Raw genomic sequence first — 14,246 nt, 5'->3', positions numbered from 1 at the left:
GCGCCCCAGCCGGACACCCGCACGGTCACCTCCCGGGCACCCGCGCCGAAGTCGCAGTCGCGGTAGAGGAGTTCGGCGCTCCCGCCGTCGACGGGGGTCACCGCGTCGCCGGACTCCTTGGCGCGGTCGACCAGCGCGGCACCGGACTGCTCGTCGAATCCCGCCGCGTCCAGGCCCCGGTCGAGCACCGCGCGGGGCCGGGCGGGCTCGCCGTCGAGGACGAGGGTGCGGCGCAGCCGGATGTCCTCGCTGGAGGCGCCCACCAGCAGCTCGTAGGGGCCCGGCTCGCGGCGCCAGCCGTCCCGCGCCACGTCCCAGAACGCGAAGGCGGACAGCGGGACGTCGAAGGTCAGCTCCGTCCGCTGTCCGGGGGCGAGCGTCACCCGGCGGTGCGCCAGCAGCTCGCGGCGCGGGCGGACGGCCGACGGGTCGAGGGCGCGCGTGTACAGCTGGGCGACCTCGGCCGCGGTGACGTCACCGGTGTTGGTGACCGTGAAGGACACCCGCACCGCGTCCTCCGTCGCGCCCGCGGACAGGTCGGCGTAGGAGAAGGACGCGTACGACAGGCCGTGGCCGAACGGGAAGAGCGGGGTGCCCTCGAAGTAGAGATAGGTCTGGCGGGCGCCGATCACGTCGTAGTCGAGCAGATCGGGCAGGTCGGCGTCGGACGCGTACCAGGTCTGCGGCAGGCGGCCCGCGGGGGAGACGTCACCGGCCAGCACCCGGGCCAGCGCGGTGCCCGCGGCCTGCCCGCCGTGCGCGGTCCACAGCGCGGCGGGCAGCCCGGCGACGGGCACGGCGTACGGGTAGCCGGAGACCAGGACCAGCACCGTGTTCGGGTTGGCGGCGCGGGCGGCGCGCAGCAGCCGCTCCTGCTGGGCGGGCAGGGCCAGCGTCGTACGGTCCTCGGTCTCCCGGCCGCCGATGTGCGGGTCGTTGCCCGCGACCACCAGGACCACATCGGCCGCGCCGGTCACCCGGGCGACGGCGTCCTCGCCGCGCTCGTCGGTGATCAGCTCGAAGACCTCGGGAGCCGCCGTGTCGCCGGCGGGGGCAACCTTCACCCCGTCGGCGGCGACCCGGACATGACGACCGGTTCCGATGTGCCGCAGGAGGTGACCGCCGGCGTGGGGTTCAAGACGGAACGTCTCCTGGACGACCCAGCCGCCCGGCTGGTCCGCGGCGGCCCGCACGAAGCCGTCCTCGGCGACCGAGAGATAGCGGCCGTCCGGGGCGCGCAGCGTCAGCACGCCACGGCCCCAGTCGATCAGCGCGAGTTCGGTGCCGATGGCGCCGGTGGTGAGCGGGGGCAGGTCGGTGCGGCCGGCGAGCAGCGCCGGGTCGAGCGCGCCCTCGGCGCCGCGCACCTCGTCGGGCGCGTCGGCGGCGGGCGGCACCCGCAGGAAGGTCCCGGCGCGGGTGCGCAGCCGCACCCGGTCCACGCCCTCGGCGAACTCCACCCGCTCGGCGCCGAACCGCTCGTACAGGCCCTCCAGCGGTGTGGACCGGTGCAGGAGGGTGCCGCTGTACCAGTCGAGCTTGCACTCGTCGGCGAGCAGGCCGACCACCGCGATCCGGGTGTCGTGGGCGAGCGGCAGCACACCGTCGTTCTTCAGCAGCACCACCGCCTGCTCGGCGGCCTGTCTCGCGAGCGAGCGGTGCTCCGGGGTGTCGAAGGCGCCGGTGTCCGCGTGCGGGTCCTCGGCCGGGTCGAACTCGCCGAGCCGGAAGCGCACCGAGAGCTGGCGGCGCACCGCCGTGTCGATGTCCGACTCGGTCAACAGGCCACGCGCCAGGGCTCCGTGGAGCCGGGCGGTGATCTGCGAGCCGTCGGTGCCGTGGTCGGTGAAGCTGTCGACGCCGGCCCGCAGGGCGGCGGCGGTGGCCTCCTCGTGGCTGTCGAAGTAGTGCTCGGAGTCGACCAGGTTGGAGGGCGCGCCGGCGTCCGAGCAGACCAGCAGGTCCTGTCCGGTCCAGGTGCGCAGATGCTCGCGCAGGTACGGGGAGACGTGGTTGGGGCGGCCGTTGACCAGGTTGTAGGCGGGCATCACACCGGCCACCGCACCGGCCCGCACGGCCTCCTCGAAGGCGCGCAGGTCGTACTCGCGCAGCACGCGCGGGCGGATGGACGAGGAGGTGACGTCCCGGCCGGTCTCGTTGTTGTGCGCGAGCCAGTGCTTGAGCACCGGGGCGGTGCGCCAGTACACCGGGTGGTCGCCGCGCAGGCCCCGGGTGTAGGCGGTGGCGATCGCCGAGGTCAGCCTCGGATCCTCGGAGTAGCCCTCCTCGTTGCGGCCCCACAGCGGGTGGCGCAGCAGATTGGCCGTCGGCGCCCAGACGTTGAGGCCGACGCGGTCGTCGCGGGCGCGCATCGCGCGCACCTCCCTGGAGACCGCGTCGCCGACCCGGCGCACGAGGTCCGGGTTCCAGGTCGCGCCGAGCCCCACGGCCTGCGGGAAGACGGTGGCCGGGCCCATCCAGGCGACCCCGTGCAGCGCCTCCTGGCCGGTGCGGAACGCGGCGACGCCAAGGCGCTCGACGGCGGGCGCGAACTGGTGCAGGAAGCCGACCTTCTCGTCCAGGGTGAGCCGCGCCAGCAGATCGTCGACGCGCTTCGCGAACGGCAGGCGCGGATCGCGGAACGGCGGGGCGGGCGGCGGGGGTGCGGTCACGGGCGGTTCCCTTTGCGCGGAGGTGGCAAGGCGCTTTCGAAGCGCTTCGATGCTGATTCGACGCGCGGGGTGGTGTCAAGACATCCCGTGGCAACAGCTCCGACCTCTGACGATATTTCAAGCCGGATGCGAGCCCGCGTAGGACCGTGGCGCCTTGGAGGAATCTTGGAAGCGGCCCTTGTGCGCCCTCAGGTGTTCACTTAACCTCGCAGCAACATCGAAGCGCTTCGACTCGATGGTGCCGTCGTGGTGAGACGGACATTCCTCCGAGGACCGCTTCTGCTCAGCCAGTTCCACTCAAGACACCGCAGCCGACGGCCACCGCCGGGTGTCCTGGTGCGCCACGAAGGGTTGACGCAATGACGCCGAACGCCGCCTCTGCCGCCTCCGCGCCCAGCCGGAGAACCTTCCTCGCCTCCACGGCGGTCGCCGCCACCGCGGTGGCGGGCGGCATGCCGCTGCTCACCGCCTGCGGCGGCGGCCAGGAGGGCCGCAAGGAGGGCACCACCTCCGGGAAGGCGGCGCGGAAGCTGCTGCCGGCGTATGTGGCGTCCAGCGTCGTGGCCCCGGACATCCCGGCGAAGAACGGCTCCGCGGCCGGCTTCACCAAGGCCATCGCCATGGACGAGTTGAAGACATCGGTGCCCGAGAAGCTCGGCAGCGGCGGCCGGCTGACGGTCATGGCCCCGCTGTGGGGCACCCCGCCGTCCGGGGACAACCCCTACTACCGGGCCATGAACGACGCCATCGGGGTGCGGGTCGGCTGGCAGAACCAGGACGGCAACACCTACGACGAGAAGCTGGGCGCCGTGCTCGCCTCCAGCGACATCCCGGACGTGGTGGTCGTCCCCGGCTGGAACCTGAACGGCCGCATACCGAGCGCCGTCAACGCCAAGTTCGCCGACCTCGGCCCCCATCTGTCCGGCGACAAGGTCAAGGACTACCCCAACCTCGCCGCGGTGCCGACCGACGCCTGGCAGCGCGCCATCTTCGGCGGCCAGTTGCGCGCCATCCCGATGCCCGCCTCCTACGTCACCAACATCGCGCCCTTCTACCGCAAGGACATCTTCGACCAGAAGGGATACCAACTCCCGAAGAGCACCGACGAGTTCCTGGCCTGGGCGAAGGACGCCACCGACGCCAAGGGCGGCGTGTGGGCCTGCGACGACATGAAGTGGACCGCGTTCAACGCCTTCGGAGTCCTCAACGGCAGCGACAAGGCCCTGTGGTGGAACCTGCAAGGCGGCAAGCTGGTCAACCGGGTGGAGACCGAGGAGTACCTGGAGGCCGTCGAGTGGGCGCGCAAGCTGTTCGCGGCGGGCGTGGTGCACCCCGACGCCCGGGCCGGCAAGACCGCCTCCGACGCCGGTTCCCGGTTCACCGCGGGCAAGGTCCTCGTCTACAACCAGGACCTGTCCGACTGGTTCGGCAAGACCTCCGAACAGCGCACCCAGAACCCGGACTTCGCAACCGCCGCGATGGACATCTTCACCCACGACGGCGGCGACCCGCTGCTGTGGGCCGTACAGCCCGCGAACATCTTCACCTTCGTCAGCAAGAAGGCGTCCAAGCGGCAGATCGAGGACCTGCTGGCGATCGCGAACTTCTGCGCCGCGCCGTACGGCACCAAGGAGTGGCTGCTCACCAACTACGGCCTGCAGAGCACCGACTTCACCCTGAAGGACGGCGTACCCACCAAGACCACCAAGGGCGTCAACGAGGTGCTGGGCGCCTTCGACTACACCGGCGACCCGGCGCCCTTCGTCGCACACCCCGACTTCCCCGAGGTCACCAAGGGGATGGTCGAGTGGCAGCAGCGGATGGGCGCGTTCACCAAGAAGTCCTCCTTCTACGGCCTGACCATCACCGAGCCCACCCGCTGGTCCAACCTCGCCGACGACTTCGAACAACTGGAGGACGACGTGGTGCGCGGCCGCAAGAAGATCGGCGACGTGCAGCAGGCGGTGTCCGACTGGAAGAAGCGGGGCGGCGACGACCTGCGCGACTGGTACCGCAAGCTGCTCGACGACGCCGGCTCGGCCCGGTGACCCGGGACATACAGGGCTGAGGCAGGGAGAACGGTCGTGTCGCACAGCACGGTGCCTCGCAGCAGGGCCGAGGCCAGGACGACGGGGAAGAGACTTCAGGCGCCCGGCGGCGGCGCCGGACGCGAGCCGCGCCGGCGCGGCGGGAAGCAGGGCCTCGGGACCAGGTTCCGGCGGGACCGGACGCTGATCCTGATGACGCTGCCCGCCCTCCTGCTGCTGCTCGTCTTCAACTACGTACCGATCCTCGGCAACGTGGTCGCCTTCCAGGACTACGACCCGTATCTGAGCGACAACGGTTTCGTCGCCATCTTCCAGAGCCCCTGGATCGGCTTGGAACAGTTCCAGCGGGTCTTCGAGGACTCCGCGTTCTGGCACGCCGTGCAGAACACGTTCGTCCTGTTCTTCCTCCAGCTGGTGCTGTTCTTCCCGGTCCCGATCCTGCTGGCGCTGCTCATCAACAGCGTGGTCAGGCCCCGGGTCCGGGCCATCGCCCAGGCGATCATGTACCTGCCGCACTTCTTCTCGTGGGTGCTCGTCGTCACCGTCTTCCAGCAGGTCTTCGGCGGCGCCGGCATCATCGCGCAGACCCTGCGCGAGCACGGGCACACCGGCTTCGACATCATGACCGACCCCGGGATCTTCAAGTACCTGGTGACGGCCCAGATGGTCTGGAAGGACGCCGGCTGGGGCATCATCGTCTTCCTCGCCGCGCTCGCCTCCGTCTCCCCCGACCTGTACGAGGCCGCCGCCATGGACGGGGCCGGGCGCTGGCGCCGCATGTGGCACATCACCCTGCCCGCGCTGCGCCCGGTGATCGCCCTGCTCCTGGTGCTGCGGGTGGGCGACGCCCTCACCGTCGGCTTCGAGCAACTACTGCTCCAGCGGCAGGCGGTGGGACCCGACGCCGCCGAGGTGCTGGACACCTATGTGTGGTGGAACGGCATCCGCAACCAGGACTTCAGCTATGCCGCGGCGGCGGGCCTGATCAAGGGCGTCGTCGGACTGACCCTCGTCCTCGTGGCGAACAAGGTCGCCCACCTCATGGGCGAGCAGGGGGTGTACCGGAAATGACCGCAGTCGTCGACCGACCCGCGGCGGCAGGGGAGCGGCAGCGGGACAGGCGGCGCCGCTGGTCCGCGCCGCCCCGGCCCGTCTGGGAGGAGACGCCGCGCAGGGCCGGCCTGGCCGGCAAGGGCCTGGTGCTCGGCCTCGCCTGCTTCGTGATCCTCTTCCCGCTGTGGATCGTCGTGGTGACCAGCCTGTCCCCGAAGAAGACCATCGACGCCACGGGCGGCCTGGTGGTGATCCCCAAGGGCCTCACCTTCGTGGCCTACCGGGAACTGCTCAGCGGCGGCCAGGTGCAGCGGGCCGCGCTGGTCAGCATCGGGGTCACCGTCGTCGGCACCCTGTTCAGCATGGCCGTGTCCGTGCTGTGCGCCTACGGCCTGTCCCGCCGCGGCTCGCTGGGCCACCGCTGGATCCTGCTGACGCTGCTCGCCACGATGTTCTTCGGCGCGGGCCTGATCCCCACCTATCTGCTGGTGCAGGCACTCGGTCTGACCGACACCTATCTGGCGCTGATCCTGCCCAGCGCCGTCAGCGTCTTCAACATCCTCGTGCTGCGCGGCTTCTTCATGGGCATCTCGCCCGAACTCATCGACAGCGCCCGCATCGACGGCGCGGGCGACTGGCGCATCCTGTGCCGGATCGTGCTGCCGCTGTCCCGCGCGGTGCTCGCCGTGATCACCCTGTTCTACGCGGTGGGTTACTGGAGCGCCTGGTTCAACGCGTCGATCTACCTGACCGACCAGGACATGATGCCGTTGCAGAACGTCATGATCCAGCTGGTGCAGAAGCAGCAGCGCCCGGTGGGGCTGTCCGCGCAGATCAACACGGGGCAGCTGTCGCCGCTCGCCGTCCAGATGGCGGTCATGGTCATGGCCCTGCTGCCGGTGGCCGTCCTGTCGCCCTTCGTCCAGAGGCACTTCAAGAAGGGCATGCTCACCGGCGCCGTGAAGGGATGACCGGTGTGCCGACCCGCGGGGCGGCCCGCCGCCCCCGTCCACAGAGCGAGGTTTGTGTCATGAGCGCGTCCCATTCGAGCCGGCGTGGCGGACGCCGCCGCAACGCGCACGGGGAGCCGGCGTGACGGCGCGGCGCACACCACCGGTGCTCGCCGACGCCACCCGCGGCCGGATCCTCTACGGCGGCGACTACAACCCCGAGCAGTGGCCCGAGGAGACCTGGCACGAGGACGTACGGCTGATGCGGGACGCCGGCGTCACCACCGTGACCCTCGGCGTCTTCTCCTGGTCCGCCCTCGAACCGAGCCCCGGCGCCAGGGAGTTCGGCTGGCTCGACCGGGTCATGGACCTGCTGCACCGGTCCGGCATCGACGTCGTATTGGCCACCCCCACCGCCGCGCCGCCGCCCTGGATGGGCCGTCTGCACCCCGACACCCTGCCCCGGGACGCCGACGGCCGCATCGAATGGTGGGGCGGGCGCCAGCACTTCTCGCACTCCAGCGCCACCTACCGGCACTACGCCGCCGCGATCACCGAGGACCTGGCCGCCCGCTACGCAGGCCACCCCGCCCTGACCATGTGGCACATCAACAACGAGTACTGCACCTTCGACCACGGGGACGAGGCGGCCGCCGCCTTCCGCCGCTGGCTGCGGGCCCGATACGGCACCCTCGACGCGCTCAACACCGCCTGGGGCACGGCCTTCTGGAGCCAGCGCTACGACAGCTGGGACGGCATCCTGCCACCCCGCCACGTCCACTACCTGAAGAACCCCACCCAGGTGCTGGACTTCCGCCGCTTCACCTCCGAGATGCTCCTGGAGTGCTACACCGCCGAACGCGACATCGTCGCCCGGCACACCCCGCACATCCCGGTCACCACCAACTTCATGCCGCTGTGGACCGGCCAGGACGGCTGGCGCTGGGCCGAGCGGGAGGACGTCGTCTCCGTCGACCTCTACCCCGACCCACAAGACCCGCTCGCCCCCCAGCACGCCGCCCTCGTCCAGGACCTGACCCGCTCCCAGGCCCGCGGGCCCTGGATGCTGATGGAACAGGCGGCAGGACCGGTCAACTGGCGCGGCGTCAACCACCCGAAGCCGCCCGGACTCAACCGGCTCTGGTCCCTCCAGGCCGTGGCCCGCGGCGCCGACGCCGTCTGCTACTTCCAGTGGCGCCAGTCCCGGCAGGGCGCGGAGAAGTTCCACTCCGCGATGGTCCCCCACGCGGGCCCGCAGGGCCGCACCCACCAGGAGGTCAAACGGCTCGGCGCCGATCTCGCCCGGATCGGCGGCGCGGTGGCCGGCACCCGCATCGCCGCCGACATCGCGATCCTGCACGACTGGCACGCCTGGTGGGCGAGCGCCCAGGAGGCCAGGCCCTCCACCGAGGTCGACCACGCCGCCGTCCTGCACGCCTGGCACCGCGCCCTGTGGGAGTCCCACCTCACCACCGACTTCGCCCACCCCGAGCACGACCTGTCCGGCTACCGGCTCGTCGTCGTACCTCAGCTCTACCTCCTCACCGACACGGCCGTCGAGAACCTCCTTGGACACGTCCGCGGCGGCGGCACCCTGGTGTGCGGCTTCCTCACCGGGATCGCCGACGAGGACGACCGGGTGCGGCCCGGCGGCATGGACGCCCGGCTGCGCGAGCTGTTAGGCATCCGCACCCTGCACGAGTGGTGGCCGCTGGAGCCCGGCCGGACCGTCGCCTGCGAGGGCTTTGACGGCACGCTCTGGTCCGAGGAGATCGAGGCCGGTGACGGCGCCGAGGAGACCGTGCCGTACCGGGGCGGTGACCTCGACGGGCTGCCCGCCGTGCTGCGCAGGGGGCGCGCCTGGTACGTCTCCACGCTGCCCGAACCCGGGGCGCTGCGCGCCCTGCTCGCCCGCGTGGCCGCCGAGGCGGGGGCGCGTCCCGTACTGGACGGGCTGCCCGTACGCGTCGAGGCGGTCCGCCGCGGCGACCTGCTGTTCCTGCTCAACCACGGCCGCGAACCGGTCACCGTGCGGGTGCCCGGCACCCACCGCGACCTGCTCACCGGTGAGACGGTCGACGGCGCCCTCACCCTGACCCGGCACGGCACGGCGGTGCTGGCGCCATGACGCCCGCCACCGGCCCCGAACCGACCCGCACCACCGCCGCGCCCACGCGCACGGCCCCCCGCCCGAGACCGGGGCATCCTCGCCCCCACACCCTGGTCCGCCCGAACGACGGCGAGCACACCCGGCCATCCCGCCCGGCATCGGCCCGGACCATCGCCTGCCCGGCACACCGGCCGGGCTCGGTGTCGCGGCACCTGCTTCCGCTGCCCGCGCTCCGAGCGCTCGGCCCCCGGCACGAACGGCGCGGTGCGCGCCCCCGGTTCGGGGCCACCGCCGACCTCGGCCGGCACCCGCCACGGGCCGCGACCCGGCCCACCGAACGCATCGATCCGCGGACTTCCTCCGGCGCGCGGCCCCTCGGCGTCGGCGCCGGAGAGGATCGCGTCCTCACCCCGGGGGCGCGGTGACCGCTGCAATTCCCCCCACCCATGGAAGGGACACCATGGCAACACGCACCCTCGGCAGGGTCGCCAAGGCCCTGCTCGCCCCCGCCCTGGCGCTCGGCGCCACCGTCGGCCTCGCCTCGGCCCCCGCCTCCGCCGCGGTCTGGAACTCCTGCGACCAGTGGGGCAACACCACGCTGAACGGCTACACCCTCTACAACAACATCTGGGGCTCCGGCGCCGGCAGCCAGTGCGTCTGGGCCAACTCCGGCACCAACTGGGGCGTCTGGGCCGACCACCCCAACACCGGCGGCATCAAGTCCTACCCCAACGCCAAGAAGGTCATCAACAAGCCGATCACCTCGCTGACCTCCCTCACCAGCAGCTACAACGTGACCGTCCCGTCCTCCGGCGCGTACAACACGTCGTACGACATCTGGGACACCGGCTACAAGTACGAGGTCATGCTCTGGGTGAACAAGACCGGCGCCGTCGGCCCGCTCGGCACCTCACAGGGCAGCCTCACCCTCGGCGGCTCCACCTGGTCCGTCTACAAGGGCAACAACGGCTCGAACGACGTCTTCTCGTTCGTGCGCGGCTCCAACTCCAGCTCCGGCACCGTCGACATCCTGCCGATCCTCAAATGGATCAAGGACACCAAGGGCTGGTTCGGCAACGTCACCATCGGTGACGTGCAGTTCGGCTACGAGATCACCAGTTCCTCCGGTGGCCTGGACTTCACGACCAACAACCTGACGGTCAGCGGCGGCTGACCGAGCACCCCCCGACACGACGGGCCGGCCCCGCACCGGGAACCGGCCCGTCCACCGTGCCGCGCTCACTCCACGATCGGCAGCCACGCCCCGTCCCGCAGGAACAGCGGGACACGGTCCGGCGGGGCGCCGACCGTCACGGCCGAGCCGCCCGCGTACGCCTCACCGGTCCACGCGCGGTCCACCGGGCGCCGCGGGCCGATACGCGGCGGCCGTCAGGGCGCGGCGGGTGCCGGGCCCGTGCTCGCCCGTACCGTCAGCTCGGGCGCGATCAGCACGACGTCGTCGCTGCCGCGGCCGTCCAGCTTGGCGACCAGGTGTTCCACCGCGTACCGGCCCATGTCCTGCGCGGGGATCGCGACCGACGTGAGCCGCACCGAGGCCTGGACGGCGACCTGGTCCGGGCAGATGGCCACCACCGACACGTCCTCCGGCACGGCCCGGCCCTGCTGCCGCAGCAGGGCGAGCAGCGGCTCGACGGCCGCCTCGTTCTGCACGACGAACCCGGTGGTGCCCGGCCGTTCGTCGAAGATCCGGGCGAGGGTGAGGGCCATCGCGTCGTATCCGCCCTCGCACGGTCGGTGCAGCACCCGCAGTCCCAGCTCCCGGGCGCGGGAGCGCAGCCCGTCGAGGGTGCGCTCGGCGAATCCGGTGTGCCGCTCGTAGACGGCGGGTGCCTCGCCGATGACAGCGATGTCACGGTGTCCGAGCCGCGCCAGGTGCTCGACGCACAGCGCGCCCGTCGCCCCGAAGTCGAGGTCGACGCAGGTCAGACCGCCGGTGTCGGCGGGCAGCCCGATCAGCACCGACGGCTGGTCCGTGCCGCGCAGCAGCGGCAGCCGCTCGTCCTCCAGCTCCACGTCCATCAGGATCATCGCGTCGGCGAGCCCGCTGCCGGTGACCCGGCGCACCGCGTCCGGGCCCTCCTCGCCGGTGAGCAGCAGGACGTCGTACCCATGGGTGCGGGCCGTGGTGGCCACCGCGATGGCGATCTCCATCATCACCGGTACGTACATGTCGGTGCGCAGCGGAACCATCAGCGCGATGATGTTGGACCGGCTGCTGGCCAGGGCACGGGCGCCCGCGTTCGGGTGGTAGCCGAGTTCCCTGATGCTCTCCTCGACCCGCTGCCGGGTGGTGGCGGAGATGGACCGCTTGCCGCTGAGGACATAGCTCACCGTGCTCGCCGAGACTCCGGCGTGCTGGGCGACCTCGGCGAGGGTGACCATCCGGCTCTCCAAGCTGTTGTGAAGCGCTTCGACAGTGCGCCTGTCCGACCGTGGACGGGTGAGGGTGCATCGACCCTAACCCCAGCATAGGCGGGGTGTCCATATGTCATGCTGCCGTCGAAGCGCTTCGACACCCTTTTCTCCGAGCGTCGAGAGCGGACCGGTCCCGGCCGCCGTCCCCCGGACGGCCTAACGACGCACCACCGCGAAACCGTGCCCGCGCCCTGGGGCCGGGACCCGCGTCTCCCGCCCCGCCGGGCGCGCGAGGGCTGCGTGAGGGCTGCGCGAGGACTGGTGCACGCGGCCCGTTTCGGGTACCAACGATCCAGTAGCACTGGTCGGTAACGAACGGTCCTCAACATCCCTCTTCGCGGCGAGGTGAGCCTCATGTCCGCACCCACCAGCAAACCCACGGTCACCGAGCGTGAGGCCCGGCAGGTCGCGGAGGCCGCCCGGGAACAGGACTGGCGCAAGCCCAGCTTCGCCAAGGAACTGTTCCTCGGCCGCTTCCGCCTCGACCTGGTCCACCCCCACCCCCACCCGGCCGACGACGATGCCCAGCGCGGCGAGGAATTCCTCGCCAAGCTCCGCGACTTCTGCGAGACGAAGATCGACCCGGCCCGTGTCGAGCGCGAGGCGCAGATACCCGACGAGGTCGTCGACGGCCTCAAGGACCTCGGCGCCCTCGGCATGAAGATCGACACCAAGTACGGCGGCCTCGGCCTCACCCAGGTCTACTACAACAAGGCCCTCGCCCTGGTCGGCTCGGCCAGCCCGGCGATCGGCGCCCTGCTCTCCGCCCACCAGTCGATCGGTGTACCGCAGCCGCTGAAGCTCTTCGGCACGCAGGAGCAGAAGGACACCTTCCTGCCGCGCTGCGCCCGCACCGACATCTCGGCGTTCCTGCTGACCGAGCCGGACGTCGGCTCCGACCCCGCGCGCCTTGCCACCTCCGCCGTGCCGGACGGGGATCACTACATCCTGGACGGGGTGAAGCTGTGGACCACCAACGGCGTGGTCGCCGACCTCCTCGTCGTCATGGCCCGGGTGCCGAAGTCCGAGGGCCACAAGGGCGGCATCACGGCCTTCGTGGTCGAGGCGTCCTCCGAGGGCATCACCGTCGAGAACCGCAACGCCTTCATGGGCCTGCGCGGCATCGAGAACGGCGTCACCCGCTTCCACCGGGTGCGGGTACCGGCCGCCAACCGGATCGGCCCGGAGGGCGCCGGCCTGAAGATCGCGCTGACCACCCTGAACACCGGCCGGCTGTCGCTGCCCGCGATGTGCGTCGGCGCCGGCAAGTGGTGCCTGAAGATCGCCCGCGAGTGGTCGGCGGCCCGGGAGCAGTGGGGCAAGCCGGTCGCGCTGCACGAGGCGGTCGGCTCGAAGATCAGCTTCATCGCCGCCACGACGTTCGCCCTGGAGGCCGTCGTCGACCTGTCCTCGCAGATGGCCGACGAGAGCCGCAACGACATCCGTATCGAGGCCGCCCTCGCCAAGCTGTACGGCTCCGAGATGGCCTGGCGGATGGCCGACGAACTGGTCCAGATCCGCGGCGGCCGCGGCTTCGAGACCGCCGCCTCGCTGAAGGCCCGCGGCGAACGGGCGGTCCCCGCCGAACAGCTGCTGCGCGACCTGCGCATCAACCGGATCTTCGAGGGCTCCACCGAGATCATGCACCTGTTGATCGCGCGCGAGGCCGTCGACGCCCACCTCGCGGTCGCCGGTGACCTCATCGACCCCGACAAGACCCTGTCGGACAAGGCGAGGGCGGGCGCGAACGCCGGCGCCTTCTACGCCAGGTGGCTGCCCCGGCTGGTCGCCGGACCCGGGCAACTGCCCTCCTCGTACGGTGAGTTCAAACGCGAGGTGGACCTCTCCGGGCATCTGCGCTATGTCGAGCGGCACGCCCGCAAGCTGGCCCGCTCCACCTTCTACGCCATGTCCCGCTGGCAGGGCCGGATGGAGACCAAGCAGGGCTTCCTCGGCCGGGTCGTGGACATCGGCGCGGAGCTGTTCGCGATGAGCGCGGCCTGCGTCCGGGCCGAGCTGCTGCGCAGCCAGGGCGACCACGGACGTGAGGCGTACCAGCTCGCCGACGCCTTCTGCCGGCAGGCCCGCATCCGGGTCGACGAGCTGTTCGGCCGGCTGTGGTCCAACACCGACGACGTCGATGGCAAGGTCGTCAAGGGCGTACTCGGCGGCGTCTACGCGTGGCTGGAGCAGGGGGTCGTCGACCCGTCGGGCGACGGCCCCTGGATCGCGGACGCGACCCCCGGCCCGAGCCGTCGGCAGAACGTGCACCGGCCCATCAGGTGACGGCCGGGCGGCCGACCGGCCGGGTCAGGGCCGGCCGGCCGGTCAGCTGCTGACCGGTGTCCCGCGGCGGGTGCCGGTCAGCACCACTTGTCGCTCGGGTCCCGCCTGGTCCAGGAGCAGGAGTCGACCTTCGCGCCGCTCGCCTTGGTGAGGGTGGCGGTGTCGCTGGTGTTGTTCCACACGTACCAGCGGCGGTTCTGGTACTTGTGCGAGGCGCTGTCCGTGCCCTTGCCGGTGTGCACCTTCAGGGTCTTGCCCGCGCCGATCCGGACGTTCGGGAAGACGTACTTGTGGTTGGCGGCGTCCTTCAGGATCCAGCCCTTCAGGGACACCGCCGAACGGCTGGTGTTCTTCAGCTGCACCCACTCGCCGTTCAGGCTCGCGTTGGACCCGTTGTCCGAGCCCGGGCTGTCGAACCAGACATGGCGGATCGACACACCCCCGGCCGCCTCGGCCGGGGTGCTGAGCAGGGTGCCGGTGAGCAGCGCGGCGCCCGCGAGGGCCGCGGGCAGGGTGGCGCGAAAACGCATGGGAAATCCCCCCGGGGAAGTCGTTGAGAACAGCAGTGTTATCACATGATCTTCACGGCTGTTTCACAAAGGAGGATTTCCGTCCCTTCACCATCAAGCCCAGACATGGCACCCGCCCGAGGGACGCGCTGTCCTTCCGGGCGCCGCTTGCGGCAACAATG

The 14,246-nt window shown here is 71.4% G+C and carries 9 protein-coding genes; 6 read left to right on the top strand and 3 right to left on the bottom strand.

All coding sequences use genetic code 11. The annotated features are described in order from the left end of the window. On the bottom strand, nt 1–2,672 hold a 2,672-nt coding region (locus AC27LF_RS41530; RefSeq protein WP_487227845.1), incomplete at its 3' end, for a glycoside hydrolase family 3 C-terminal domain-containing protein. 359 nt (nt 2,673–3,031) lie between these two features. Between AC27LF_RS41530 and AC27LF_RS41525 the strand changes: the two genes are divergently transcribed. From AC27LF_RS41525 to AC27LF_RS41505, 5 genes are all read left to right on the top strand, one after another. Further along, nucleotides 3,032–4,720, top strand: a complete 1,689-nt coding sequence (locus AC27LF_RS41525; protein ID WP_479662261.1) for a type 2 periplasmic-binding domain-containing protein — start codon at nt 3,032–3,034, stop codon at nt 4,718–4,720. A 36-nt stretch (nt 4,721–4,756) separates the two neighbouring features. Next, a complete protein-coding gene (locus AC27LF_RS41520) occupies nt 4,757–5,791 on the top strand; it encodes an ABC transporter permease (protein ID WP_479662262.1) in 1,035 nt (344 codons plus the stop codon). Then, entirely contained in the window at nt 5,788–6,744 is a 957-nt protein-coding gene (locus tag AC27LF_RS41515) for a carbohydrate ABC transporter permease (RefSeq protein WP_479662263.1), read from the top strand. The genes AC27LF_RS41520 and AC27LF_RS41515 overlap by 4 nt, the downstream gene beginning before the upstream one ends. Before the next feature lie 121 nt (nt 6,745–6,865). Beyond that, on the top strand, nt 6,866–8,851 hold the full coding sequence (locus tag AC27LF_RS41510) for a beta-galactosidase (RefSeq protein ID WP_479662264.1): 1,986 nt from the start codon (nt 6,866–6,868) through the stop codon (nt 8,849–8,851). Between the two features lie 442 nt (nt 8,852–9,293). After that, nucleotides 9,294–10,007, top strand: a complete 714-nt coding sequence (locus tag AC27LF_RS41505; protein ID WP_479662265.1) for a glycoside hydrolase family 12 protein — start codon at nt 9,294–9,296, stop codon at nt 10,005–10,007. 215 nt (nt 10,008–10,222) lie between these two features. Here the strand turns inward: AC27LF_RS41505 and AC27LF_RS41500 are convergent, their stop codons facing one another. Then, nucleotides 10,223–11,236 carry a LacI family DNA-binding transcriptional regulator gene (locus AC27LF_RS41500; RefSeq protein WP_404027651.1) on the bottom strand — a complete coding sequence of 338 codons (1,014 nt, stop codon included), beginning with the start codon at nt 11,234–11,236 and terminating at the stop codon, nt 10,223–10,225. Nucleotides 11,237–11,623: 387 nt separating this feature from the next. On the opposite strand from AC27LF_RS41500, the gene AC27LF_RS41495 reads away from it, so the two are divergent. After that, entirely contained in the window at nt 11,624–13,555 is a 1,932-nt protein-coding gene (locus AC27LF_RS41495) for an acyl-CoA dehydrogenase family protein (RefSeq protein ID WP_479662266.1), read from the top strand. A 77-nt stretch (nt 13,556–13,632) separates the two neighbouring features. Here the strand turns inward: AC27LF_RS41495 and AC27LF_RS41490 are convergent, their stop codons facing one another. After that, on the bottom strand, nt 13,633–14,085 hold the full coding sequence (locus tag AC27LF_RS41490; protein ID WP_479662268.1) for a lamin tail domain-containing protein: 453 nt from the start codon (nt 14,083–14,085) through the stop codon (nt 13,633–13,635). Between the last annotated feature and the right edge of the window lie 161 nt (nt 14,086–14,246).

The organism is Streptomyces diversicolor, from assembly GCF_057537855.1.
This window is presented reverse-complemented; position numbering and strand designations above follow the sequence as displayed.